23 protein-coding genes are annotated in these 24,407 nt (G+C 63.8%); 13 read left to right on the forward strand and 10 right to left on the reverse strand.

Annotated elements, in window-relative coordinates; all coding sequences use genetic code 11:
* Positions 1-44: 44 nt before the first annotated feature.
* Together P9875_RS11995 and P9875_RS12000 are read right to left on the reverse strand one after the other, a co-directional pair.
* A complete protein-coding gene (locus P9875_RS11995) occupies positions 45-449 on the reverse strand; it encodes a hypothetical protein (protein ID WP_278318485.1) in 405 nt (134 codons plus the stop codon).
* A 62-nt stretch (positions 450-511) separates the two neighbouring features.
* A complete protein-coding gene (locus tag P9875_RS12000) occupies positions 512-649 on the reverse strand; it encodes a hypothetical protein (RefSeq protein ID WP_158300165.1) in 138 nt (45 codons plus the stop codon).
* A 21-nt stretch (positions 650-670) separates the two neighbouring features.
* Here P9875_RS12000 and P9875_RS12005 point away from each other — a divergent pair, with 21 nt between their 5' ends.
* On the forward strand, positions 671-1,348 hold the full coding sequence (locus P9875_RS12005; RefSeq protein ID WP_099402492.1) for a phosphoribosylanthranilate isomerase: 678 nt from the start codon (positions 671-673) through the stop codon (positions 1,346-1,348).
* Here the strand turns inward: P9875_RS12005 and P9875_RS12010 are convergent.
* From P9875_RS12010 to P9875_RS12040, 7 genes are all read right to left on the reverse strand, one after another.
* A complete protein-coding gene (locus tag P9875_RS12010; RefSeq protein ID WP_099402491.1) occupies positions 1,345-2,241 on the reverse strand; it encodes a LysR family transcriptional regulator in 897 nt (298 codons plus the stop codon). The two genes, P9875_RS12005 and P9875_RS12010, sit on opposite strands and share 4 nt — an antisense overlap.
* A gap of 198 nt (positions 2,242-2,439) precedes the next feature.
* Entirely contained in the window at positions 2,440-2,955 is a 516-nt protein-coding gene (locus P9875_RS12015; RefSeq protein WP_278318486.1) for a 4'-phosphopantetheinyl transferase family protein, read from the reverse strand.
* A gap of 21 nt (positions 2,956-2,976) precedes the next feature.
* A complete protein-coding gene (locus tag P9875_RS12020; RefSeq protein WP_278318487.1) occupies positions 2,977-7,032 on the reverse strand; it encodes a Pls/PosA family non-ribosomal peptide synthetase in 4,056 nt (1,351 codons plus the stop codon).
* Between the two features lie 148 nt (positions 7,033-7,180).
* A complete protein-coding gene (locus P9875_RS12025) occupies positions 7,181-7,885 on the reverse strand; it encodes an anaerobic ribonucleoside-triphosphate reductase activating protein (RefSeq protein WP_278318488.1) in 705 nt (234 codons plus the stop codon).
* Positions 7,878-8,075: an anaerobic ribonucleoside-triphosphate reductase gene (gene nrdD, locus P9875_RS12030; RefSeq protein WP_035817515.1), complete on the reverse strand. Its 198-nt coding sequence runs from the start codon at positions 8,073-8,075 to the stop codon at positions 7,878-7,880. The genes P9875_RS12025 and nrdD overlap by 8 nt, the downstream gene beginning before the upstream one ends.
* Entirely contained in the window at positions 8,072-9,820 is a 1,749-nt protein-coding gene (locus tag P9875_RS12035) for a ribonucleoside triphosphate reductase (RefSeq protein ID WP_278318489.1), read from the reverse strand. Before P9875_RS12035 ends, nrdD begins: the two co-directional genes overlap by 4 nt.
* 118 nt (positions 9,821-9,938) lie before the next feature.
* Positions 9,939-10,355, reverse strand: coding sequence for a hypothetical protein (locus P9875_RS12040; RefSeq protein ID WP_278318490.1), 417 nt, complete (start codon positions 10,353-10,355; stop codon positions 9,939-9,941).
* Positions 10,356-10,517: 162 nt separating this feature from the next.
* On the opposite strand from P9875_RS12040, the gene ubiU reads away from it, so the two are divergent.
* The 3 genes from ubiU to ubiT are packed head-to-tail and all read left to right on the forward strand — an operon-like array spanning position 10,518 to position 13,009.
* The gene (gene ubiU / locus P9875_RS12045; protein WP_416208778.1) at positions 10,518-11,555 is read left to right on the forward strand and encodes a ubiquinone anaerobic biosynthesis protein UbiU; all 1,038 of its coding nucleotides are present in this window, start codon (positions 10,518-10,520) and stop codon (positions 11,553-11,555) included.
* A 9-nt stretch (positions 11,556-11,564) separates the two neighbouring features.
* On the forward strand, positions 11,565-12,461 hold the full coding sequence (ubiV, locus tag P9875_RS12050) for a ubiquinone anaerobic biosynthesis protein UbiV (RefSeq protein WP_034783050.1): 897 nt from the start codon (positions 11,565-11,567) through the stop codon (positions 12,459-12,461).
* Between the two features lie 20 nt (positions 12,462-12,481).
* A complete protein-coding gene (ubiT, locus tag P9875_RS12055) occupies positions 12,482-13,009 on the forward strand; it encodes a ubiquinone anaerobic biosynthesis accessory factor UbiT (RefSeq protein ID WP_051958297.1) in 528 nt (175 codons plus the stop codon).
* An 18-nt stretch (positions 13,010-13,027) separates the two neighbouring features.
* Here ubiT and P9875_RS12060 read toward each other — a convergent pair whose 3' ends face one another.
* On the reverse strand, positions 13,028-13,276 hold the full coding sequence (locus tag P9875_RS12060; protein ID WP_158300164.1) for a heavy-metal-associated domain-containing protein: 249 nt from the start codon (positions 13,274-13,276) through the stop codon (positions 13,028-13,030).
* A gap of 304 nt (positions 13,277-13,580) precedes the next feature.
* Here P9875_RS12060 and P9875_RS12065 point away from each other — a divergent pair, with 304 nt between their 5' ends.
* The 9 genes from P9875_RS12065 to P9875_RS12105 all read left to right on the forward strand — a co-directional run bounded on the left by P9875_RS12065 (position 13,581) and on the right by P9875_RS12105 (position 24,291).
* Complete coding sequence (locus P9875_RS12065) at positions 13,581-13,760, forward strand: hypothetical protein (RefSeq protein WP_278318491.1); 180 nt, start codon at positions 13,581-13,583, stop codon at positions 13,758-13,760.
* 29 nt (positions 13,761-13,789) lie between these two features.
* Positions 13,790-15,472 (forward strand): aspartate-alanine antiporter, encoded by a 1,683-nt coding sequence (gene aspT / locus P9875_RS12070; RefSeq protein WP_278318492.1) that lies wholly within the window; start codon positions 13,790-13,792, stop codon positions 15,470-15,472.
* Positions 15,473-15,528: 56 nt separating this feature from the next.
* Positions 15,529-17,217: an aspartate-alanine antiporter gene (gene aspT / locus P9875_RS12075; protein ID WP_278318493.1), complete on the forward strand. Its 1,689-nt coding sequence runs from the start codon at positions 15,529-15,531 to the stop codon at positions 17,215-17,217.
* Between the two features lie 45 nt (positions 17,218-17,262).
* Positions 17,263-18,873 carry a bifunctional aspartate transaminase/aspartate 4-decarboxylase gene (locus tag P9875_RS12080; RefSeq protein ID WP_278318494.1) on the forward strand — a complete coding sequence of 537 codons (1,611 nt, stop codon included), beginning with the start codon at positions 17,263-17,265 and terminating at the stop codon, positions 18,871-18,873.
* A 177-nt stretch (positions 18,874-19,050) separates the two neighbouring features.
* Positions 19,051-20,460: a TolC family protein gene (locus P9875_RS12085; RefSeq protein ID WP_278318495.1), complete on the forward strand. Its 1,410-nt coding sequence runs from the start codon at positions 19,051-19,053 to the stop codon at positions 20,458-20,460.
* Between the two features lie 2 nt (positions 20,461-20,462).
* On the forward strand, positions 20,463-21,437 hold the full coding sequence (locus P9875_RS12090; RefSeq protein ID WP_035817531.1) for an HlyD family secretion protein: 975 nt from the start codon (positions 20,463-20,465) through the stop codon (positions 21,435-21,437).
* Between the two features lie 6 nt (positions 21,438-21,443).
* Positions 21,444-22,625 (forward strand): ABC transporter permease, encoded by a 1,182-nt coding sequence (locus P9875_RS12095; protein WP_278318496.1) that lies wholly within the window; start codon positions 21,444-21,446, stop codon positions 22,623-22,625.
* A complete protein-coding gene (locus P9875_RS12100) occupies positions 22,622-23,770 on the forward strand; it encodes an ABC transporter permease (RefSeq protein ID WP_278318497.1) in 1,149 nt (382 codons plus the stop codon). Before P9875_RS12095 ends, P9875_RS12100 begins: the two co-directional genes overlap by 4 nt.
* 2 nt (positions 23,771-23,772) lie before the next feature.
* Positions 23,773-24,291: a hypothetical protein gene (locus P9875_RS12105; RefSeq protein WP_278318498.1), complete on the forward strand. Its 519-nt coding sequence runs from the start codon at positions 23,773-23,775 to the stop codon at positions 24,289-24,291.
* Positions 24,292-24,407: the final 116 nt, after the last annotated feature.

Raw genomic sequence — 24,407 nt, forward strand, 5'->3', positions numbered from 1 at the left:
ATGGTGTCGGATTACGCGGTGCCCGCTAATCCGACCTACTCGGCTCACACCCCACCGAGCAAATCGTTTTCATTCAATATCGCAAACGCGATCTCTGGGTGCGCGGCCAGGCAGCGGCGCACGGCGGCCGGAATGGCGGCGCGCGTCTTGCGGCACAGGCCGGGCCGCTCCAGCAGGCGGATCTGGAAGCCGCGCACGGTGCGCACTTCGCCGCTGCCCGGTGTAATTTGCAATTCCACGCCCAGGTTTTTCTGCAGCAGCAGTTGCAGTTTCCGCAGCTGGGCAAGGGTGGCGATGCCGTCGATGTGCGCCAGCAGGCGCTTTTCTTCCGTCAGGTTCAGGCGCAGGATGGACAGGTCCGCCTGCGCATCGCCGAGCAGGCGCTCGCGCGCGCAGTCGCACAACTGCGGCGGACACTTCTTGCGGACTTCAAAGTCGACGATACGCATGTGCGGCTTCCAATGGCAACCTCGGATAAATCAAGTATCGTCGTCCGCCTGGCGCATGTCAATCAGTGCGGGCTGACGATCAGGCGCCAAGGAGTCTGCCCTTGCTCGTTGCTGTGCTGGTGATGGGTTTGCGGCGGCATGACGCGGCCTTGACCGCGTGTCTTGGCGCGCGTGCCGCCCTGTGTTGTAATGTTGCTCATTCCATTTGAACACGCAAGGCCATGAGAACCCGCATCAAGATTTGCTGCATCGCTTCCATCGACGAAGCGCAACTGGCCATAGCCGCCGGCGCCGATGCGCTGGGCCTGGTGGCGGCCATGCCGTCCGGCCCCGGCCCGATTCCCGACGCGCGCATCGCGCAGATCGCCGCCTGGACGCCGCCCCCCGTGGCCACGTTCCTGCTGACGTCCGAGACGACGGCGCAGCGCATCGCCGAACACGTGCGCGCCACGCAACCATCCACCGTGCAGATTGTCGGCCATATCGACCCGCGTGAAGTCGAGGAACTGGCGCACCTGCTGCCGCATGTGCGGCGCGTGCAGGTGATCCACGTGGAAGGACCCGAGGCTTTGGCGCTGATTCCCGCCTACGCGCCCCACGTACACGCTTTCCTGCTCGATTCGGGCCGCCCTGGCGCGCTGGTCCCGGAACTGGGCGGCACGGGCCGCACGCACGACTGGTCCATCAGCGCGCGCTTCGTGCGCGCCAGCCCCCGTCCCGTTTTCCTCGCCGGTGGGCTGGACGACACCAACGTTGCCGACGCGCTGCGCCAGGTGCGCCCCTACGGCATCGACCTGTGCTCGCGCGTGCGCACGGACGGCAAGCTCGATGTCATGAAGCTGGCCTTGCTGATGGCGGCCGTGCGCGACGTGGACGCGGCGCTGTATGCGGAAGGCTAGAGTGTATTCATCTCGCGCACGAACGCTTCCGTAAACGCGGCCACCATGCCGCTGGCCGCGCGCGGCGAAATCAGGCCGACGACGGAATGCGATTCCTCGTCCGGCAGCGCGATGAAACGCACGCCGGGCGGCGCCACCAGGCGCATGCTGTCGGGGACGATGGCGATGCCCATGTTCGCCTCGATCAGGTTCAGCTGCGAGGTCTTGCGCGACAGGGCGCGCGCCGCCTTCGGAAAGAAGCCCTGCGCCAGGCACAGGCCTGCCACCAGGTAGCTCAGGCCTCCGCGGTCCTTGTGCGGGATCGAGACGAAGGCTTCGTCGCGCAGGGCGGCTATCGTCGTGCGTTCCAGCGTGGCCAGCGGCGACATCGCCGACACGGCCACCACCAGCTTTTCCGCAAACAGTTCGCGCACGACGATATTGGCATGCTTGCGCAGGGTGGGCAGGCGCACGAGGCCCAGGTCGGCGCGGCCTTCCTCGATGTCGGCGGCCTGGTTTTCCGACGAGCCCTTCGATACATCGAGCGAGACGCCGGGGAACTGCGCCAGCAGCCGGTTCAGCACGGTGCCGATGGCGGGCGTGAGCGTGACGGAACTCGAATGCAGCAGGCGGATGATGCCTTGCTCGCCTTGTCCCACGTGGCGCGTCTGGCGCACGGTTTCGTCGATGTCTTCGAGGATGCGCTTGGCCCGTTCATAAAAGACTTGCCCTGCGGGCGTGAGTTCGATATGGCGCGCGTCGCGCGTCAGCAGCAGGGCTTGCACTTCACCTTCCAGCTCCTTGATCTGGCGGCTCAGGGCCGACTGTGCGATGTACAGCTTTTCCGCCGCGCGCGAGTAGCTGCCCGCATCGACGACTTCGACAAAATAGCGGAACTGTCTGATGGAAATCAATCGTATGCCTTTTCGAGATCGGAGACTGCTTGATTTGATATTAGCCTGGCCCCGGCATTCGCGTTACAGTGGCCTGGTCTGCTGTCACTGCAAAGGAATGGCCATGCTGGAATTGATCGGGGTGCTGGGATTGCTCGTCAGTATTATCGTAAAACTGATTTTCGTCCAGATTGGTGGAACTGGCAAAGGCAAGGAAGATTAATATGCCAGAGTCGCGACATACGGTGCCGGCAAGGCCAGCGCTTGCATGCGGCACGCCGGCGTGGTCCCATCCCACTCCGCCAGCGGCAGCCCTGCGCACTTGAGCACCGCCTCGCGCGCCGTCCACGCCTGCGCCAGGGCCAAGGGGCGCTGTGCATCGGGGCAGGCGACCAGTTCCGCTGTCACCTGCGGCCCCAGATAGTCGCGCGCCAGATTGAACCAGCCGGCAATGTCCTGCACCCGCATCACGTCGATGCCGACAGGACCATGCAGGCCGATGGCGGCCAGCGAGATGCCCTCGTCATGGCTGAACGACAGGCCCGCAACGCCGCCGGGAAACAGCAGGCGGGGAGGGGCGCCCGGCGTTGACTCCACCGAGATCGCCTCGATATCCATCTTCAGCCATGTCGCCATCGCCTCGCGCACGGCGGCGCGGATGCGCAAGCGGGCCTCGGCGCGCGGCAGCACGGCGGCGATGCCGATCACCAGCACGCCATCCCCGGACCAGAGCACCGTAGAGTCCATCAGCTACGATCAGTTGCGCAAAGGCGCGGCCGGGCAGCCCGCCCAGTTGCTGCCGGCGGGGATGTGCTCGCCCTTCATCACCAGGGTCAACGGTCCCAGGCGTGCGTTGTCGCCCACCTTGGCGCTGTACAGCACGGAGCTGCGCGGGCCCATGTAGACGCGCTGGCCGATCTCCACGTGGTCGATCTTCATCACGCGGTCTTCGAACAGATGCGTCTGTGGGCAGGTCAGCGCATTCAGTTCGCTGTAGTCGCCGATGTGCACACAGTCGAATTCCGTGATGTCCGTCGTGTCCATGTAGACGCCGCGGCCGATCTTGCAGCCGAACAGGCGGAAGGCCAGCGGCAGCCACGGCGTGCCGCGCAGGTAGCGCATGAAGTTGGGCACGGCGATGCCTTCGTACAGATTGGTCACGCCTTCCGAAATCCACACGAACGGCGTCCACATGGGCGCCGCGTGCTTGCGGTAGCGTCCCAGCAGCAGCCACTTGAACAGCACGACCACCAGGAAATTGCCGATGCCGTAGGCCAGGCCGGCAATCGCCAGGTCGCTCACCACTTCGCCCCAGCGTCCCGCGCCCGCGATCGGCATCACGTCCAGCACCAGGGTATAGCCGACGGCGATCACCACCGCGTGCGGCGCGACGATGCGGAACGCTTCGATCAGGCTGCGGCCCAGGCGGCGCAACAGCGACGGCTTGAACGTCAGGTGCTCGGCAAAGCCGCTGACCTGTTCGCGCGCGGGCAAATGCATGGGCGGTGAGCCGAGCCAGGTATCGCCGCTGTGCATCTGCTCATTGCGCGGCGCATGCGTATGCACGCCGATCAGCACGTGCTCGGGCAGCACCGTGCCATCCGGGATATAGCTACCGTTGCCGACGAAGCTGCGGTGCGAGATGACGGTGGGGCGCATGGTCATCCAGCCACCGTCGATCTGCTCGTCGCCCAGCATGACGGCGTCGGCGATGAAGGTGTCGTCGCCCAGGGTCAGCATGTCGGGTACCACGCCCAGGGCCGTGGAAATCTCGGCGCCCTTGCCGACCTTGGCGCCCAGCAGGCGGTACCAGTACGGCGCGTAGACGGTGGCGTAAATACCGTGCAGGACGTTCAGGCTCGATTCCTGGATATGGCTGACCAGCCACTTGGCGCAATAGATATTGCTGTGCACGGGCGAGCTGCCCGGCTTTAATCGGGGCAGCGCACCCCAGCGGATGGCGGCCGACAGCAGGGCCGTGAGCACGATCAGCACGGCGCTGGCGGGGAAGGCCAGCAGGAAGTAGCGGGCCAGCTGGGTCGTCACGTCGCGGCCCTGCAGCCACGGCATCATTTCGCGTTCGTCGAACCAGTCGATCAGCACGAAGCTGGGGAAGACGGGCATGAAGAACAGCACGGCGATCAAGACCATGCCGAAGCAAAAGAACGCGGTTTCGCCCGTCAGGCGCAGGCGGGAGACGGCGGGGCGCGGCGGGTGGCTGGCAGGGTCGAACGCGCCAATGTCGCGCGCGGGAGAACCTGTGTAGACTCTTCCGGCCGGCACCGCCGCGCCATCGGCCAGCGCGGACTGTCCCTCCAGGTGGCCGAAGGCGCCCACCTGGGTATTGCCTTCCATGATGGCGTAAGAACTGATGCAGGCATCGTCGCCGATGCTGATCTGGCCCAGCAGCAAACGGCCCCGTTCCACGCGGGCGTTTTCAAAGTTGACGGCATTGCCCACGCTGACGTTGTCGCCGATGGACAGCAGGTCGGGCGCGCGCAGGGTCATCGAGCCGATGACGACTTCCTTGCCCACTTTGGCGCCCAGCGCGCGCAGCCACCAGCTGTTCAGGGACGAGCCGCTGAGCAGGTAGGCGGGCGCCGATTCGACCAGGCGATCGGCCAGCCACCAGCGGTAATAGGTGACGCCCCACAGCGGATAGCTGCCCGGCTTCAAGCGCCCCGCGATCAGCCACTTGCCGGCGATCGCAATGGCAAATTCGGCCAGGGTCGCGAGTAAAAACACCCCGATGGAGGCGGCGATGGCGCGCGGCACGGTGTCGCCCGTGTCGCCCGTGAAGAAGTGGTACGTAAAGAACGGCGCCATCCACTGTGCCATGCGCAAGGTGACGAGGCCCGGCACGGCCGCCGCCTGTGCCGCGCCGCACAGCCAGCGTTTCACGGTCGATGGCGGCGTCCACTCCGCTTCCGGCGTGGCCAGCGCCGGCGCTTCATTGAGCACGGCGGCGATCTTGCCGATCTGGCGATTGTGATAAATGTCGCGCACCGTCATGTGGGCGTAGGCCGGATCGGCGCGCAGGGCGGACGCCAGGCGCGCGGCCAGGAAGGAATGGCCACCGAGGTCGCTGAAAAAGTCCAGCTGGCGCAAGATCGCCTGGCCCGGAAACAGCTTGGCCAGCGCCGCGAACAGGGCTGCTTCGGCCGGCGTTTCCGGCACGTCCGATTCACCCGCCTCGCCAGCTGGCGGTGCGGACAGGGGCATGGCTTTCAAGGCTTTTCTGTCGATCTTGCCGGAAGTGAGGCGCGGCATCAGCGGCAGCAATTCAAAACGGCCCGGCACCATGTACGGCGGCAGGTGCAGGTTCAGGGCGGCGCGCAGGGTTTTTGCCGCCAGGGCGTCGGCCGGCGCCTCGTCGCCGCCGACGATGTACGCCACCAGCTGGTCGATGCCGTCATCCTTGCGCAGCAACACGGCCACCGTGCCTACGCCAGGTTGCTGCGCCAGCACGGCTTCGATCTCGCCCAGCTCCACGCGGAAGCCGCGTATCTTGACCTGGTCGTCGGCGCGGCCCAGGCACAGCACCTGGCCATCAAGATCGATGCGCGCCAGGTCGCCCGTGCGGTACAGGCGTGCATCGTCAGGGCCCGTGCTCCAGGGATTGGGCAGGAATTTTTCCACCGTCAGGTCGGGCCGGCCCAGGTAACCCTCGGCCAGGCCGGGGCCGATGATGCACAGCTCACCCGTTTCGCCGCGCGCCAGCAAAGTCAAGGGACGTTTTTCTCCCGGCTCGGCCACCTGCAGCACCAGCAAGCCGTAGTTGGGCAGCGGCGTGCCGATGGTCACCGGCTCGCCCGGCCGCAAACGCGCCAGGCTGCACGAGACGGTCGCTTCCGTGGGGCCATAGGTGTTGAACATGGCGCGGCCCGGGCGCGACCAGCGTTCGACCAGGGACTCCGGGCACATCTCGCCACCCAGGTTGATCAGGCGCAGGCTCGGCACTTCCTCGGCGAACAGGGCCAGCAAGGTCGGCACGGCGTGCAGCACGGTGACGTGGTTGGCGGCCAGCGCGCGCGGCAAGGCTTCCGGGTCGCCCGAAATCTCCTTGGGGCCCAGCCACAGGGTGGCGCCCACCAGGTAGGCGATCCAGATTTCCTCGAACGACATGTCGAAGGCGACGGAAAAGCCCTGGTAGACGGTGTCGTCCTGCGTCACTTCCAGCACGGCGTTTTCGCTGCGCAGAAAGTGGCAGATGCTGCGCTGGTTGATCAATATGCCTTTGGGCTTGCCCGTGGAGCCGGATGTGTAGATCACGTAGGCGGGGTGCTCGGGCAGCACGGCTCCGCGCGTCGGCAGCAGTTCGCCCGGCGCGGCGGGGGCCAGCAGGCTTTCCGCCGTCCACACGTGGCGTTTGACGCCGGCGTCAAATAGCCGTGGCGCAAACTGCGCGCAGCTGATGACGCCAAAGCCATTCGCATCATCGAGGCACACCTGCAGGCGCTCGACGGGCGTGTCTTCATCGACGGGCAGCCACGCGGCGCCCGCCTTGGCAATGGCCGCCTGCATCAGCAGCAGATGGGCGCCGCGCGGCAGCCACAGTCCCACGATGTCGCCGGGCTTGACGCCGGCCGCCACCAGGCGCGATGCGGCCAGGCCGGCCTGCGCATCGAGCTGCGCATACGTGATGCGGCGCGCGCCATCGATCAGGGCGATTTGCTCGGGGCAGCGGCGAGCCGTTGCCTCCAGCAGGTCGGCCAGCACTTCCTCGCACAGCAGATCCGGTCGCGGCGGGCCGTACAGGATGTCGGCGTGGGTGGAAGGGAGGCCTGGGCTGACTGCGGTGAAATCGTTCATGGATGACGCTTATCTGTAATGCGGTGTGAGGAATCTGCTATGCCGCGCAAGGTGCGCGGCACAGTTGATACATTACAGTACGCAAGACGTTTCAGCGTTGCAGAACGGGGAATTTTGTGGGACTTTCAACAATTATGTGGCTGCAGGATCAACCGCCATGATTACGGAATGTAAATCGCGGAAACATGGCGCCGATTTGCGCCACAGTAGTCGCCGCCGGATAGCCGTGCAAGGGGCGGCCGGACAGCGCCGCATCCGCGCAGCCTTCGGCGCGGAACTGCTGCAGCACGTAGTTCTCGACGCCCTTGGCGGCCAGGGTGGCGGCCAGGGCCAGCAACTGCTCGTCCGGCAGCAGGTCCGGGTGGGTGGTGGTACGGCACTCGTAGGCCACGCCGCTGGCGAGGATGGCGTCCAGGCAGGCGCGCGCCGGGTCGCCGCTGCCGGCCACGCGGGTCACATGACGATAATCGGCAAACGGCGCCTTGATGTCGAAGCCGACCCAATCGACCAGGGGCAGCACTTCCTGCAGGCGCTGCGGATAGATGCAGGCCGTGTGCAGGCCGATGCTGAACCCCAGTTCCCTGGCGTCCTGCATGGCGCGCGCCAGCGCCGGGTCCATGCACGCTTCGCCGCCGCTGAAGACGACGGCGTCGACCAGACCTACGCGGCGGCGCAGCCAGGTCAGGACGTCCTGCCAGGGCATGGCGCCTTCCGGCGTGCGCGCCTGCAAATGCGGATTGTGGCAATAGCCGCAACGCCAGGGGCAGCCCTGCACGAACACCACGGCAGCCAGCTTGCCCGGGTAGTCGGTGGCGGAAAAGGGCGTCAGGCCGCCCACTTTCAACTCAGCCATGGCAGGCGGGCTGGCCAACCTTGGCGCTCGCTTCCGTAAAATACTGGCGCTCGTGGAATTCGCCCTGCTTGCCGATGTTGAACGAGGCGACGGGGCGGTGGTAGCCCATCACGCGCGTCCAGATTTCGCAGCGCTGGCGTTCCGTGTCGAGCAGGGTGATGGCGGGAGTGAAGTCGGGACGTGCGTTCATGGCGTTTCCTTGAGTGGGTGAGCGAGATCGGACTGCTTGCGGGCGATCAGTTCCGCGTCGCAGGTGGGACAGAATTCATGTTTGCCGGCCAGGTAGCCGTGGCGCGGGCAGATGGAAAACGTGGGGGTGACGGTGATGTAGGGCAGCGAGAAGCGGCTCAGCGCGCGTTTGACCAGCTCGCGGCAGGCGTTCGCATCCGACAGCGCTTCCGTCATGTACAGGTGCAGCACCGTGCCGCCCGTGTACTTGCGCTGCAGCGCGTCCTGCAATTCCAGCGCCTCGAACGGATCGTCCGTGTGACCCACGGGCAGCTGCGACGAATTCGTGTAATACGGATTGTCGCTTGTTCCCGCCTGCAGGATGGCGGGATAGCGCTTGCGGTCTTCGCGGGCGAAGCGGTACGTCGTGCCTTCGGCCGGCGTCGCTTCCAGGTTGTACATATGGCCCGTCTCTTCCTGGAATTGCACCATGCGGGCGCGCACGTGGTCGAGCAGGCGTATCGCCAGCGCATGGCCCTCGGCGGACGTGATGTCGTAAGCGTCGCCGCTGAAATTGCGGATCATCTCGTTGATGCCGTTCACGCCCAGGGTGGAAAAGTGATTGCGCAAGGTGCCCAGGTAACGCTTCGTGTACGGGAACAGGCCTTGCTGCATCAGTTCCTCGATGGTGCGGCGCTTGATTTCCAGGCTGGCCTTGCCCAGTTCCAGCAGGCGGTCCAGGTCGGCCAGCAACGCTGGCTCGTCGCCGCGCCACAAGTGGCCCAGGCGCGCGCAGTTGATCGTCACCACGCCCAGGGAACCGGTCTGCTCGGCGGAACCGAATAGGCCATTGCCCCTTTTGAGCAGTTCGCGCAAGTCCAGCTGCAAGCGGCAGCACATGGAACGTATCATGTTCGGCTTGAGTTCCGAATTGATGAAGTTCTGGAAGTAGGGCAGGCCGTAGCGGGCCGTCATCTCGAACAGGCGTTCCGCGTTTTCGCTATGCCAGTCGAAATCCTCGGTGATGTTATAGGTGGGGATGGGGAAGGTGAAGACCCGGCCCTTGGCGTCGCCCGCCATCATGATCTCGATGTAGGCGCGGTTGATCATGTCCATCTCCGCCTGCAGCTCGCCATAGCTGAAGTCCATCTCCTGGCCGGCGATGACGGGAATCTGCTCGCGCAGGTCGTCCGGGCAGACCCAGTCGAACGTGAGGTTGGTGAACGGCGTCTGCGTGCCCCAGCGCGATGGCACGTTGAGGTTGAAGATCAGCTCCTGCATGTACTGGCGCACGTCTTCGTAGCGCAGGCTGTCCTTGCGGATGTAGGGCGCCATGTAAGTGTCGAAGGAGCTGAACGCCTGCGCGCCGGCCCACTCGTTTTGCAAGGTGCCGAGGAAATTGACGATCTGGCCGATGGCGCTCGACATGTGCTTCGGCGGGCCCGATTCGATCTTGCCCGGCACGCCATTCAAGCCTTCGTGCAGCAGGGTGCGCAGCGACCAGCCGGCGCAATAGCCGGCCAGCATGTCGAGGTCGTGGATGTGCAGCGCCGCTTCGCGGTGCGCCGCGCCCACTTCCGGCGGATACACCTGGTCCAGCCAGTAGTTGGCGATGACCTTGCCCGACACGTTGAGTATCAGGCCACCCAGCGAGTAGCCCTGGTTGGCATTGGCGTTGACACGCCAGTCGCGCCGGTCCAGGTATTCATTGATGGACGCGGCGACATCGACCTGGCCGCGTGTGGGGGAAACTGCATTCGTCGTCATGAAACCTCCAATAAACACAACATGCGGTGTTTTTATGAAGGTTATATACTAAATGTAGTGTCGTCAAAGGTGGCGTGCAGTTGCGTGACGAATCCTTGATGCAGGTGAAAAAACTACCTCAGCCGGTTTTGTTCCAGCGCGTTTCGCGCAGGATCAGCCAGCTCGCGCAAAAGAACGCGGCGCCGCAGGCGGCGATGCTGGCGACGGAGGCGGGCAGCACGTGCGCCCAGATTTCCAGCGGCGAGTAGGTGCTCCAGCTGGCCACGCGTGCGTCGAACGTCACGTAGTTCGCCAGCAGCCAGTAGATGGCCAGCAGGCCCGTGCAGATGGCGGCCTGGCGCAGCAGCGGCAATTGGCGGCGCGCGAACACGGCCAGCAGGAACAGCAGCAGCACGCCCGGATACGCGCCCAGCACTTCGGGCGACAGCACGGAGATGGTCCCTGCGTCATAGCCATCGGCCGGGCCGGCCCACTGCACTTGCAGCGCGGTGAGGAACAAGGTAAGCAGGAAAATCAGCAGCGGTTTGCGGGTCATGGCGGTCAATCGACGAGGGTGAAAAGTGGGGCATTTTACAGCCAGGTCAAGCAAGTTGAACGCGCGCCAGCCATGCATGCATTCCTTCACCTGCGTCAAGGACTGGGCGGCATGGGCGGGGCTATAGTCTGCACCCTGAGCCGATACAGGACTGTGAATATCATGATGCTTGATTCAACCACCGCCACCCGCGTGGCCGGACCGCTGGAACTGGTCTGCCCCGCCGGCAGCCTGCCTGCCTTGAAAGCGGCCGTCGACAATGGCGCCGACACCGTCTACCTGGGCTTTCGCGACGCCACCAATGCGCGCAATTTCGCCGGCCTCAATTTCGACGAGAAGGCCATCGCCGAGGGCGTGCGCTACGCCCATCAATATGGACGCAAGGTGCTGCTGGCGCTGAACACCTATCCGCAGCCGCACAACTGGGCCGTGTGGCGCAGCGCCATTGACCGCGCCGCGCAAGCCGGTATCGACGCCATGATCGTGGCCGATCCGGGCCTGATGGCGTATGCGGCCCAGCACCACCCGCAGCTGCGTTTGCACCTGTCCGTGCAAGGCTCGGCCACCAACTACGAAGCCATCAATTTTTATCATGAGCACTTCGGCATCGCCCGTGCCGTGCTGCCGCGCGTGCTGTCGATGGCGCAGGTCGAGCAATTGATCGCCAAGACGGAAGTCGAGATCGAGGTCTTCGGTTTCGGCAGCCTGTGCGTGATGGTCGAAGGGCGCTGCGCGCTGTCGTCGTATGCGACGGGCGAGGCGCCGAACACGCACGGCGTGTGTTCGCCGGCGAAATCCGTGCGCTGGCTGGAAACGCCGAAGGGCCTGGAATCGCGTCTGAACGGCGTGTTGATCGACCGCTATGCGCCCGGTGAAAACGCCAGCTATCCCACCCTGTGCAAGGGGCGTTTCGAAGTCAATGACGAAGAGTATTACGCCATCGAGGAACCGGCCAGCCTGAACACGCTGGCGCTGCTGCCGCAACTGATCGCCATGGGCGTGCGCGCCGTGAAAATCGAAGGACGCCAGCGCAGTCCCGCCTATGTGGCGCAGGTGACGCGCGTGTGGCGCGAAGCGATTGACGCCTGCCGCGAAGGCAATGCGCGCTACGCCGTCAAGCCGGGCTGGATGGCGGCCATGGACAAGCTGGCCGAGGGCCAGCAGCACACCCTCGGCGCTTACCATAGATCTTGGAAATAAAGGATGAACATGCTGAAGCTTTCTTTGGGCCCCTTGCTGTACTACTGGCCGCGCGCCACCGTCTTCGAGTTTTACCAGCAGATCGCCGGCACGGCCGTCGATATCGTGTATCTGGGCGAAACCGTCTGTTCGCGCCGGCATGAGGTACGCCTGGCCGACTGGCTCGATATCGCCGACATGCTGGCCGCCGCCGGCAAGGAAGTGGTGCTGTCGACGCAGGCGCTGATCGAGGCGGGCGCGGAACTGGCGACCCTGCGCCGCATCACGGGCAATGGCCGCTACGGCGTCGAGGCAAACGACATGGGCGCCGTGCACTGCATGGAAAAGGGCACATCCTTCGTCGCCGGCCCCCATCTGAACCTTTTCAATGGCCCCAGCCTGCAGTTGCTGGCGCGCCTCGGCGCGCGGCGCTGGGTGATGCCGCTGGAAATGGGGCAGACGGCGCTGGCCGAGATGCAGCGCCAGAAACCGGAAGGGCTGGAGACGGAAGTGTTCGCCTACGGCCGCATGCCGCTGGCGTTTTCCGCGCGCTGCTTCACGGCGCGCAACCGCAACCTGCCGAAGGACGATTGCGGCTACAGCTGTCTGGAAGAGCCGGACGGCCTGCTGCTGCGCACGCGCGACGAAGTGCCGTTCCTCGTGTTGAACGGCACGCAGACGCAGTCGGCGCTCGTCTACAACCTGGTGCGCGAACTCGACGCCATGCGCGACATGGGCGTGGCGGTGGCGCGTATCAGCCCGCAGGCCATGCATACGGAACAGGTGATCGCCATCTTTGACCGCGCCCGCCGCGGCCAGGTCAGCGGCATCGGCGCCCAGGCCCAGCTGGCGGCCTGCCAGCCGGCCGGCGCCTGTGACGGTTACTGGCATGGCCAGCCCGGCATGGAACAGCACGCCGCCCATTGAACGCATTGAAAGGAAGCACCATGCAAGATCAACTGGAAAGATTGCCCGTCCCGGCCAAGCCACCCATGAGCAAGCCCGCCGTGTCGTACCGTCTGCCCGAACCGCTGGCCGAATTGCTGTCCAAGCTGCCGCCGTATCCCGCCTCCTGGCTGTTCGTACAAGGCTTGAACCGCCTGCTGGCGCCGCAATTGCCCGACGACGTGCGGCGCAGCCTGGAAGGGCGCAGCCTGCGTTTGCGGCTGCTGGACGCGGGCATCGCCTTCGATTTCGAGTGGCAGGGCACGGTGTTCGTGGCCGAGCGCTATGTCGACGTGCCGGACCTGTGCATCGCCGCCAGCGTGCATGATCTGATGCTGCTGGCGCGGCGCCAGGAAGATCCGGACACCCTGTTCTTCAGCCGCCGCCTGAGCCTGGAAGGCGACACGGAACTGGGTCTGCTGTTCAAGAATACGCTCGACGCCATCGAGTTGCCGCCGTTCGACCTGCAGGCGCTGGGACCGCGCCGCGTGCTGGCGCATCTGCGCGACCGGGGCGCGCGGGAAGGCTGAGCGGGGAGTTGGCTGCGTTCAGTGGCGGCAGTGGCCGCAGGCGCCGCTGCAGGACGGCAGTTGTTCTTCGTTGGAGGCCTCGCCCATGAAGCCGGCGTCATTGACGGCGGCCAGCAGGCGTTCCTGCGTGGCCAGCCGTTCGTCGAACTGCACCGTGGCACCGTGGCGCGCCAGCGAGACGCACACGGTGGCCACGCCCGTGACGGCTTCGAGCGCCCCCGTCAGCCTGTCGGCGCAGCCTTCGTGATCCATTCCAATAATATTCAAGCGCGCTGTCCGCATGGGTTCCTCTTGTTTTTCAAATAAAAAAACAGCGTAGGCGAGGGGCGCGCATGCCGTCCAGAGCAGCACGCAAGATTTATTTTGTATTTGCGGTTTTATTGATCTGGATTAATTCCCAACCCTGCTGGCCAGCCTGGAAGTGCTGTTGTGCCCTCCATGGCGGCTCTATTTTCAGTTTGCTGGAGGCAACGCCGCTGGCGCGTAAGGCACTTTGGTATCGTCAAAAACATTACTAATGGTTTTATTGATCGATGTCAAACAGACGCTTCAATCGTGCGCAGGATGTTTGATGAAACGCAAGGCGAGTTCAACAGAACAGCTGTTGACACTTGTAAATTTTTCACCGAACATGATTCCTCGTAACAACATTTCTCCGGCGCAAGCGCTTACCGCAGGTGTCGTGCGGGACCCTGTGCGCCCATTCAACAGTCAGCCGCCGCCAGTCGCCGAGCGCTCTGTTTCCTTGTAACCATCCGTTATCTTTTCGAAGGTTCACCCATGCTCGAGTCGATCACGTCGGTATTGCACCAGGTGCCGGAACTGGCCCTGTTCCTGGCGCTGGCGCTCGGTTACGCGGTAGGGCAGATACGCTTCGGCCCCATCCAGCTGGGCGGCGTGTGCGGCACCCTGATCGCCGCGCTGCTGATCGGCCAGCTGGGCATCACCTTGGACGCCAGCGTCAAGAACGTCTTTTTCATGCTGTTCATCTTTGCCCTCGGCTATGCGGGCGGTCCCCAGTTCTTTGCCAACCTGAATGCCAAGGGCTTGCGCCTGGGCCTGCTGTGCCTGATCGAAGTGGTGGTGGTGCTGGCGCTGGTGCTGCTGGCCACGCGTTTCCTCGGCCTGGACCAGGGCACGGCGGCCGGCATGATGGCGGGTGCGGCGACGGAGTCGGCCGTCGTCGGCACGGCCACGGACGCAATCTCGAAGCTGGCGCTGCCGGCCGCCCGCATCGCCGAGCTGCAAGCCAACGTGGTCACCGCGTATTCCATCACGTATATCTTCGGCCTGATCGCCATCGTCATCGCCACCAGCCAGATTTTTCCGCTGTTGTTGCGCGTCAACCTGCGCGAGGAAGCCGATAAATTGTGGGAAAAGATGGGCGGCGCGCAGACCGATGGCGACGGCGTGCAGGCGACGCCGGACATGGTGGGCCGCGCTTACCGCATCAGCCGCGGCGCGGGACGCCGTCTCGACGCCTTACAGCATATTTTCGCGGGCCGCGCCAGCATCACGCGCGTGCGCCGGCATGGCAAGGTATTGCCTTTGGAACCGGAATTGCGCCTGCGTAACAACGACGAAGTGCTGGTGATCGGCCACCGTCCCGCGCTGGTGGCGGCCGAAGCCATCCTGGGCGAGGAATTTGCCGACACGACGGGCTTGAACATGGCTGTCTCCGCAGTGGAAGTGGTGCTGCAGCAAGCATCACTGGTCGGCCAGCCCTTGCGTCAGCTGGCCTTGCCTTCGGGCGTGCACGTGGCGGCCGTCGTCCGTGGCGAGCACAGCATGCCGCCGCTGCCTGACCTGACACTGCAGCGCGACGACGTGCTGCGCCTGTACGGCACGACGGAAGGGCGCGAGCTGAACACGGCGCTGGCCGCCATCGGCAAGCGCGTGCCCACCGGGGACCGCAGCAATATCGTCTACGCCAGTATCGGCATCGTGCTGGGCGTGTATATCGGCGGCTTCAGTGCCAAGCTGGGCGGCATCCCGTTTTCGCTGGGCACGGGCGGCGGCGCCTTGCTGACGGGCCTCGTGTTTGGCTGGTACCAGGCGAGAAAACCGGGCATGCCGGACATCCACCCCAGCGCGCTCGACATGATGAAAGATATCGGCCTGGCCACCTTCATCGCCTGCGTGGGCCTGGCGTCGGGGCCGCAGGCGATCGATCTGATCCGCCAGTACGGCCTGTCGCTGCCGCTGATGGGCGTGTTGATCGCCGTCGTCCCCGCCTCGCTGTCCCTGCTGGTGGGGCACTTTTTCCTCAAGCTGGAAGCGCCCGTGCTCCTGGGCGCCATCGCCGGGCAGCAGTGCAGCACGCCGGCCCTGTCCGCCGTGCAGAACGCGGCCGGCAATTCCACGCCCTTGCTGGGCTACACGATCACGTATGCGATTTCGAACGTGGTGCTGCCCCTGCTGGGGCCGCTCATCGTGGCCCTGGCCGGGTCGGTGCACGCATAAGTAATCAGCAAGAGCACAAGTAGTAAAGAATTCCTTCAACACGAAAGGCGGTCCGCATGGAATGGTTGCATGAGTTATTCAAGAAGTCGCCTGAAATTGCCTTGTTTCTCTCCCTGGCAGCGGGTTATTACATCGGCAAAATCAAGTTCGGCTCGTTTCAGCTGGGCGGGGTCGCCGGTTCACTGCTGGTGGCGGTACTCGTCAGCCAGGTAGGCGTCGCCATCGATCCTGGCGTCAAGTCGGTGCTGTTCGCCCTGTTCATTTACGCGGTCGGCTATGAAAGCGGGCCGCAATTTTTCAATTCGCTGGGGCGCCAGTCGGTGCGCGAAATCATCCTGGCCGTCGTGCTGGCAGTGACGTCGCTGCTGACGGTGGTCATCCTGGCCAGGCTCTTTGGCCTGGATAAGGGCCTGGCGGCCGGCGTGGCGGCGGGCGGCTTGACGCAGTCGGCCATCATCGGCACGGCCGGCGACGCGATCACCAAGCTGGGCCTGGCGGCCGAGGAAGTGGCGCGCTTGCAGGGCAACGTGGCCGTCGGCTATGCCGTCACGTATGTGTTCGGCTCGTTTGGCGCCATCATCGTTTGCGTCAACATCTTGCCAAAGCTCATGGGACGCACTATCCGCGAAGACGCGATCAAGGCGGAAACGGCGCTGCAGGCGGGCGTGCAGGTGCTGGGGCCGGGCCAGACGCCGGCCGCGCCTGACCTGATCGGCCGCATCTACGACGTGGGTCCCGGTGCCGGCCGTTCCGTGGAAGAGATTGAAAGCGCCCATCCGAACACGGCCATCACTATCGAGCGCGTGAAACGCAATGGCCAGATCATCGACGTCAGTCCGGACCTGGTGCTGGCGGCCGACGATATCGTGCTGCTGGTGGGCCGGCGCGAAGCCATGCTCAGCGTGTCTTCCCAGCTGGGCAAGGAATTGCTGGCCGTCGAAGGCATGGAACTGGTGATGCAGCGCCGCGACATGGTGCTGACCAACAAGGCTTACCACAACAAGACGGTGGGCGAGATCCGCAGCGCCACGGCGCCGGGCGTGCGTCACGGCATCTTTGTCGTGCAACTGAGCCGCATGGGCAAGATCCTGCCGATGCAGGCGGAAACCATCGTCCAGACGGGTGACGTGGTGACCATCTACGGCGCCGAGCAGGACGTCAAGCGCGTGGCGGCCGAAGTGGGCTACATGATCGTGCCAAGCGCCAAGACGGATTTTGTTTACATGGGCGCCGGCCTCGTCGTCGGCCTGCTGGTGGGCTTGCTGGTGGCGCGCATCGGTTCGATTCCACTGACCCTGGGCAGCGGCGGCGGCGTTCTGCTGTCGGGCCTGGTATTCGGCTGGTTCCGCGCCAAGCGCCAGACCTTCGGCTACATGCCCAGCGGCGCCGTGCAAATCTTGAAAGACCTGGGCCTGGCCGGCTTCGTTGCCGTCGTCGGCCTCACGTCCGGCCTGCAAGCCGTGCAAACCGTGCGCGAACACGGCCTGACCCTGTTTGGCGTGGGCGTGGTGGTGACCATCTTGCCGATGATTTTGACCATGCTGATCGGCCGCTACATCTTGCGTTATGACAACGTGGCCGTGTTTGCGGGCGCCTTGTCCGGCTCGCGCAGCGCCAATCCCGCGTTCGGCGAAGTGCTGAACGCGGCGCAAAACTCGATTCCCACCGTACCGTTTGCCATCACGTATGCCCTGGCCAACGTTTTCCTGACCTTGCTGGGGCCGCTGATCGTGGCCTTCGTCTGAGTCTGCAAGAACCCTGCACATTGTCTGTCTAAAGGAGTAGCACACATGGATTTCAGTAACCCAAGCAAACTCGCCCTGTTGAGCCCATTCGAATTGAAGGATGCGCTGATCCAGACGGCCAAGCAAAGCAACCGTTTGATGCTCAATGCGGGCCGCGGCAACCCGAATTTCCTGGCCACCACGCCCCGTCACGGCTTCTTCCAGTTTGGCCAGTTCGCCATGACGGAAGCGGAACGTTCCTATGTGTACATGGACGACGTGGGCGGTTTCCCCACGCGCGACGGCATCGAGGCGCGCTTTGAAATTTTCGTGCGCAAGCATGAAGGCAACCCGGGCGTGCATTTCATCGAGGCGGCCGTGTCGTATGTGCGCGACCAGCTGGGCTTGAGCGCAGGCGATTTCCTCTACGAGATGTGCGAAGCCATCCTCGGCTGCAACTATCCGGTGCCGGACCGCATGCTGCGCCTGTCCGAGAAAATCGTCGGCCAGTATATCCACCGCGAAATGATCGGCAAGCACCCGTTCGTCGACAACTTCGACATGTACGCCGTCGAAGGCGGCACTGCCGCCATGACGTATCTGTTTGCCAGCCTGAAATCGAACCACATCATCCAGGAAGGCGACACGATCGCCCTGGGCATGCCGATCTTCACGCCCTACATTGAAATTCCCCAGCTGAACGATTACAAGCTAAACACCGTGCACATCGATGCGCCGCAATCGAACAACTGGCAATTCACCAAGAAGGAACTGGACAAGCTGCTCGATCCGAAAGTCAAAGCCTTCTTCCTCGTCAACCCCAGCAATCCGCCGTCCGTCAAGATCGATGACGAAACCCTGGAATACATCGCCAAGATCATCAAGAAGCGCCCGGACCTGATCATTTTGACCGATGACGTGTACGGCACCTTTGCCGACAATTTCGTTTCGCTGTTCGCCATTTGCCCGTTCAACACCATCCTCGTGTATTCGTTCTCGAAATATTTCGGCGCGACGGGCTGGCGCATGGGCGTGGTGGCCACGCATGAAAACAATGTGCTCGACGCCAAGATTGCCAAGTTGCCGGAAACCATCAAGAAGCAGCTCGATGCGCGCTATCACTCCATCACGACGGAGCCGCGCGAGCTGAAATTCATCGACCGCCTGGTGGCCGACAGCCGCACGGTGGCGCTGAACCACACGGCTGGCCTGTCCACGCCCGTGCAGGCGCAGATGACCTTGTTCTCCCTGTTCTCGCTGATGGATGAAGAGCAAAAGTACAAGCAGTCGATGAAGCGCATTGTGCTGCGCCGCAAGGAAGCGCTGTATCGCGAACTGGGCTTGCCAATGGTGCACGACGCCAATTCCGTGCGCTACTACCATCTGCTGGACATGGAGTCCCTGGCCGCGCAGATGCATGGCGTGGAGTTTTCGCAGTGGCTGCTGAAAAAACTGAAACCCAACGAAGCCCTGTTCCGCCTGGCCGAGGAAACGGGCGTCATCCTGCTGCCGGGCCGCGGCTTCGGCACCACGCACCCGTCCGGCCGCGTGTCGCTGGCCAACCTGAACGAATACGACTACGCCAACATCGGCCGCGCCATCCGCAACATGGCGTCCGAGTTCTTTGCCGTGTTTGAAAAGGAGAAAGAGAAGGTCAATAAAAAGGCCAAGAAATAACTGGCTTGGCTGAGGTTTGACCGCAACGGGCGCCCCGCAAGAGGCGCCCGTTTTTTTGTTTCAGTTCCAGTAACCAATAGTGCAGGCTGGAATGGACATCCATGGATATAATTGCTATTGCGAAAGTATAAACATGGCAACCCCGTGCTTTCCCCTCATTCATTGACTGGACGCTACATGGGCAGATTGCAAGGACACATATCATTATTGCTGGCGGGCGCGCTGGGCGCGGCCATGCCCGCCCAGGCGGAACCGCTGACCTTTAACGAAGCGCTGCAGCAAGCGGCCAGGGCTTCGGGCGCCGTGCAGGGCGCCGCGCTCGACGTGCGGGCCAAAACACTGAAGGCCGAAGCCTTGTCGAATATCGATGGTCCTTCCGTGGACTTGACGGCGTTTCGCGGCCGGTTGTCGACGGATTTGAGTATCGATACGAGCGGCCTGGCCGGCGTGGTGGGCGGCATCGAATCCGCGCTGCCGGCGATTCCCGGCTTGCCCACGCCGCACATTCCCAATTCCCTGAACCGCGAAGTGGTGACGGATTTGACGTCGTTCGGCTTGCTGGGCATGTGGCCCATCTACACGGGCGGGCGCCTGGACGCCGTCAAGGGACTCGCATCGAGCCTGACTCTGGCCGCGCAAGCGGAGCGTACGGAAGCGGAAGAGCAGCTGGCCACCCTGGTGGCGCAGCGCTACTTCCAGTTGCTGCTGGCCAAAAGAGTGGTGGCCGTGCGGGCCGAAGTGACGGCCGGCGTGACGCAGCACCAGCGTGACGCTGCCAGGCTGGAAAAGGGCGGCCTGATTTCGCGCGCGGAACGCCTGCGCGCCGATGTGGCCCTCGACAGCGCCCGCAGCGACGAAGCGCAGGCCCGCAGCGACGAGGAAATCGCCCAGGTGGCGCTTGATCGCTTGCTTGCCGTCAGCACGCAAGTGCTGCCCAGCACGCCGCTGTTCGTCAACAGCTTGCCGGTCGGTACTTTGCAATCGTTCATCAGCACGGGCATGCGCGAAAACGCGAACTGGAAAAAGATCGACAGCAAGCGTGTGCAGGCCGAGCAAGCATTGAAGCTGCACGGCAAGGAATACGCGCCCACCGTCTTTGCCATCGGTAATTACAATTTGAACCGCGGCAATGAAAAGCTCGTGCGCTCGAACTGGGCCATCGGCCTGGTCGTGTCCGTGCCCCTCGTGCACCGCATCAATACGGGCAAGATGATCGCCGCCGCCAAGCTCGACCAGGAGCGGGTGGAAGTGGTGGCGCGCCAGGCCGAGCGCGACATTCCGACCCTGATCGAAAAGAACTGGCGCGCGCTGGAAAACGCCCGCATCCAGTACCTGTCCACGGCGTCGTCGGTGGAACTGGCGCGCGAAAATATCCGCTTGCAAACGGTGGCTTTCCAGCAAGGGCAAGTGACGTCGCTGGAAGTGGTCGACGCGCGCCTGAACCTGGCCAAGGTCGAGACCCAACGCGCGCAGACTGCCTATAACTATGTGATGGGGCTGGCGCAATTGCTGGAAGCGACGGGCGAAACGCAGCGCCTGGGCAGCCTGGCCGCCGCGGCCGATATCCAATTACCTGTGGACAAATAATAATGAGTACCTCCAAAAAACCGTTGGCCATAGTCGCCGCAGTGATTGTTCTGGCTTTCGTCGGCTGGGGCTTGTACCAGGCATTCCAGCCGCAGCGCCTGCCTTTGCAGGGGCAGATGGATGCGCAGGAAGTCAATGTCTCGTCGAAAGTGCCGGGCAGGGTGGGCGAGCTGTACGTCAAGCTGGGCCAGACGGTGCCGAAAGGTGAGCTGCTGTTCCAGCTGACGAGTCCGGAAGTGGATGCGAAGATCGCGCAGGCGACGGCCGCCACGCAAGCGGCCGAGGCCGTGGCGCAAAAGGCGCAAGCGGGGGCGCGTCCGGAAGAAGTCGCCGCCGCCAAAGCCAACTGGGAGCGGGCGCAAACGGGCGCCACCATCGCCAAAACCACGTACACCCGCGTCAATAATATGTACGAGCAAGGCGTGATCGCCCAGCAGAAACGCGATGAGGCGCAAGCGCAATGGCGCGCCGCCGACCAGCTGGCGCAGGCGGCCCGCGCCCAATATGACATGGCGCAAAAGGGCGCTCGTCCGGAAGACAAGACGGCCGCCGCCGCCCAGGCGCGGCAGGTGGGGGCCGTGCTGACGGAAGCGCAGATCGCTTTGGCCGAAACGAAGATCGCCGCGCCTGTGGCGGGCCAGGTCAGCAAGATCCAGATACAGCCCGGTGAACTGGCGCCGCAAGGCTTTCCCGTGATTACCTTGGTGAACCTCGACGACGCCTGGGCCGTGCTGCAGGTGCGCGAAGATGAAATGGCCGCGTTTGCCATGGGCAGCACGCATACGGCGAATGTGCCGGCGCTGAAACAGCAGCTGAGCTTCAAGGTCAGTTCGGTCGCCGTGCTGCCGGACTTCGCCACGTGGCGCGCGGCCCGTCCGGGCGGCACGGATTTGCGCACGTTTGAAATCCGCTTGCGTCCCGCCATCAAGGTCGAGGGCTTGCGTCCGGGCATGTCGGTCGTGTTTCCACCGCTCTGATACGAGATGAGGGAGATTGACAAAGAGCAGCCGGCGGCGCTGGCACGCGAGTGGCGGCGCTTGCGCGGCGACTTCTGGGACTTTGGCATGCTCAGCTGGATTCCAGTCGTGCTGTGCGGCATGTTGTGGCTGGTGTTTTCGGCCGGCATCGCGCGCGACTTGCCCATCGTCGTCATCGACAACGATAACTCCACCTTGTCGCGCCAGCTGACGCGCTGGCTCGACGCCTCGCCAGGCATCGCCGTGGCGGCGAAAGTGGCGTCCAGCGACGAAGCTTTGCACCGCTTGCGCGAACGCACGGCATTCGGCTACCTGCTGATCCCCGACGATTTCGAGCAGAAACTGCTGGGCGGACGCCAAGCCACCGTGCAATGGCTGTACAACGCGCAGTTTTCCTCGCACGCGGGCGCCTTGCTGCGCGACGTGCGCACGGTCAGCACGACCTTGTCGGCCGGCATCGAGATGACGGCGCGGGTGAAAAAGGGCATGCCGGGCGTGCAGGCTGCCGCCCAGTTCGAACCGATACGCACGACCTTGAACAGTCTATACAACGAAAACACCAGCTATGAAGCGTTTCTGACCCTGGCCCTGATGCCGGCCATGCTGCAGATTTTCATCGTCGTCGCCATCGTCACGAGCATCGGACGCGAGTTGCGCGATGGCACGGTGCCGCAATGGCTGGCCTCGGCGAAGGGCAGCTGGCTGCGCGCCATCGGCGCCAAGCTGCTGTTTCCCTTGCTTGCTTATGTTGCGCTGGCGCTGCTGTACCTGCTGTTTTTCAGCCTGGCGCGGGGCTGGGCCGTGGCGGGCAGCTTGCCGGCGTTACTACTGAGCATGTTGCTGCTGGTGCTGGCCTATTGCGGCCTGGCGACCTTGCTGATCGCCGCCACCTTGTCCCTGCGTCTGGCCCTGTCGGGCGCGGCCTTCATCACGGCGCCGGCCTTCGCATTTGCGGGCCAGGCCTTTCCCTTGATGGCCATGCCGGCGCCAGCCCGCGTCTGGGCGCAAGCCTTGCCGCTCACGCATTATCTGCAGCTGCAAACGAAATACTGGCTGGCCGGCGCGCCCTGGCGTTATGGCGTGCAGGAAATGTTGATACTGGCAGGCTTTGCCATCGGCTGCGGCGCCGTGGGCGTGTTCCTGCTGGCGCGCCGCGCAAATGCGCCTGCCGCCTGGGGGCGCACATGATGTGGCAATCCTTCCGCTCCACCTGGCGCGCCATGCTGACGGACAAGGGCGCGCTGACCTTGCTGTTCATCGGCGGCATCATCTATTCCTTCTTTTATCCACTGCCATACTCGACGGAAATCGTCCAGCGCGTACCCGTGGCCGTCGTTGACCAGGACCGCAGCGCCATGTCGCGCCAGTTGACGCGCTTTGCCATGGCCCATCCCTCGCTGCAGGTGATCGCCGTCACGCCGGACTTGCCCGTCGCGCAGGACTTGCTGTGGCGCGACGAAGTCATGGGCGTCTTGATCATTCCCGACGGCTTGCAGACGGACGTGCTGGCCGGACGCGCTGCCCACGCGCAGGTGGCAGGCAATGGCTTGTATCTGATGCTCAACAAGGTGGCCCTGAATGGCCTGGCCGAAGTGGTGGGCACGGTGTCGGCCGGTATCGAATTGAAACGTCTGGGGGCGGGTACGCCATCGACCGTGCAGGCCAACCAGCAGCGCTCGCCCATCGCCTTCGACGCCGTGCCCCTGTTTAACGTCAAGGAAGGCTATGGCGCCTATGTCGTGCCCGGCGTGGCGACCTTGATCGTGCAGCAGACCTTGCTGATCGGCATGACCATGCTGTTCGGCACCTGGTACCAGCGCAAGAGTTTCCCCGTGGCCGGCAAGCGCACGGCGGGTGCTTACATCGGCATGCTGCTGGCGTTTGCCTGCGTGGCGTTCCTCAACTGCTGCTATTTCTTCGGCTTCGTCTTCTGGTTCCAGGATTACCCCCGTGGCGGCAACTTCGGCGGCATGCTCTTGCTGCTGGTGCTGTTTTCGCTGGCGGAAGCGGCTTTCGGCATGCTGCTGGGCATGCTGTTCCGCACACGCGAACGGGGCACGCAGCTGATGATCGCCACCTCGATGCCCGTGCTGTTCCTGGCGGGCCTGACCTGGCCCGTGTCGTCCATGCCCGTCGTGCTGCAATGGCTGCGCTGGCTGCTGCCATCGACGGCCGGCATCCAGGGCTTTGTCGCGCTCAACCAGATGGGCGCTTCGCTGTATGAAATCCGCCATGAAGTGGCGGGCTTGCTGGCCTTGCTGGTAGCCTGCGTGGCGCTGGGCTGGTGGCGCTGGCGCGCCGAGGCGCCAGCGCCCATTGTCCAGCAAGGATGAGCATGAAACCAGAGAAAGCGCTGGAGCCCCAGCTGGCCGTGGCGGAAGAAAGATATGCCATGATTTTGGCATCGATCCAGGCTTTTGCGCAGTTCTGTGACGCACATGGCGACGACGACAATGCCGAATACGACAGACTCGCGGATCAATTGCAGACGCTAACGGGAAAAGATATCTCCCGCTTCAATTTGCGCGAGTGGTGGGAAGAGGAGGGCGCGGAAGTGCTGGCGTTCAGGATCGCCTTGCCCGACCCCGTGAAACTTGACGATGTCAGCAGGATGGACATCGCACACATCGTTGCCAGGATAGGCCGCTTCGAGCTGTCCGAAGAAGACGCAAGCGAACCAGGCTTCCAGCAGACATTCAGCGCTTTTCTTGATGACTACTACCACGCCTGGTTGAAGCTGCACTGCAAGAGCTATAACTACAAGAAAATATTCGGTGCGCACAAGGACAAGGACGGAAAGCGCTTGTGGTTGACCGACGACGAGAAGGTTGATGTACTCTGGCCGCAACGCTAGCGACGGTATCCATCATGTGTACACCATGCAAGCTTGGCACACCAGGGCGGTGGCGTGCTGTCGTGGTGGGGCAAGGCAGGCTTATGGTCGCTTGGCTCTTTTTCTGCAATGCTGCC

Origin of the sequence: Janthinobacterium rivuli (assembly GCF_029690045.1) — a bacterium.
In the GTDB taxonomy this organism is placed as follows: Bacteria; Pseudomonadota; Gammaproteobacteria; order Burkholderiales; family Burkholderiaceae_D; genus Janthinobacterium; species Janthinobacterium rivuli.

Coding starts and splice junctions, on each gene's coding strand:
- P9875_RS12090 (WP_035817531.1), top strand. CDS start 20,463: ATGAGTACCTCCAAAAAACCGTTGGCCATAGTCGCCGCAGTGATTGTT.
- nrdD (WP_035817515.1), bottom strand. CDS start 8,075: ATGAACGCACGTCCCGACTTCACTCCCGCCATCACCCTGCTCGACACG.
- P9875_RS12035 (WP_278318489.1), bottom strand. CDS start 9,820: ATGACGACGAATGCAGTTTCCCCCACACGCGGCCAGGTCGATGTCGCC.
- ubiU (WP_416208778.1), top strand. CDS start 10,518: ATGATGCTTGATTCAACCACCGCCACCCGCGTGGCCGGACCGCTGGAA.
- P9875_RS12065 (WP_278318491.1), top strand. CDS start 13,581: ATGAAACGCAAGGCGAGTTCAACAGAACAGCTGTTGACACTTGTAAAT.
- P9875_RS12005 (WP_099402492.1), top strand. CDS start 671: ATGAGAACCCGCATCAAGATTTGCTGCATCGCTTCCATCGACGAAGCG.
- P9875_RS12095 (WP_278318496.1), top strand. CDS start 21,444: ATGAGGGAGATTGACAAAGAGCAGCCGGCGGCGCTGGCACGCGAGTGG.
- P9875_RS12085 (WP_278318495.1), top strand. CDS start 19,051: ATGGGCAGATTGCAAGGACACATATCATTATTGCTGGCGGGCGCGCTG.
- P9875_RS12105 (WP_278318498.1), top strand. CDS start 23,773: ATGAAACCAGAGAAAGCGCTGGAGCCCCAGCTGGCCGTGGCGGAAGAA.
- P9875_RS12040 (WP_278318490.1), bottom strand. CDS start 10,355: ATGACCCGCAAACCGCTGCTGATTTTCCTGCTTACCTTGTTCCTCACC.
- P9875_RS12020 (WP_278318487.1), bottom strand. CDS start 7,032: ATGAACGATTTCACCGCAGTCAGCCCAGGCCTCCCTTCCACCCACGCC.
- ubiT (WP_051958297.1), top strand. CDS start 12,482: ATGCAAGATCAACTGGAAAGATTGCCCGTCCCGGCCAAGCCACCCATG.
- aspT (WP_278318492.1), top strand. CDS start 13,790: ATGCTCGAGTCGATCACGTCGGTATTGCACCAGGTGCCGGAACTGGCC.
- P9875_RS12000 (WP_158300165.1), bottom strand. CDS start 649: ATGAGCAACATTACAACACAGGGCGGCACGCGCGCCAAGACACGCGGT.
- P9875_RS12080 (WP_278318494.1), top strand. CDS start 17,263: ATGGATTTCAGTAACCCAAGCAAACTCGCCCTGTTGAGCCCATTCGAA.
- aspT (WP_278318493.1), top strand. CDS start 15,529: ATGGAATGGTTGCATGAGTTATTCAAGAAGTCGCCTGAAATTGCCTTG.
- P9875_RS12100 (WP_278318497.1), top strand. CDS start 22,622: ATGATGTGGCAATCCTTCCGCTCCACCTGGCGCGCCATGCTGACGGAC.
- P9875_RS11995 (WP_278318485.1), bottom strand. CDS start 449: ATGCGTATCGTCGACTTTGAAGTCCGCAAGAAGTGTCCGCCGCAGTTG.
- ubiV (WP_034783050.1), top strand. CDS start 11,565: ATGCTGAAGCTTTCTTTGGGCCCCTTGCTGTACTACTGGCCGCGCGCC.
- P9875_RS12025 (WP_278318488.1), bottom strand. CDS start 7,885: ATGGCTGAGTTGAAAGTGGGCGGCCTGACGCCCTTTTCCGCCACCGAC.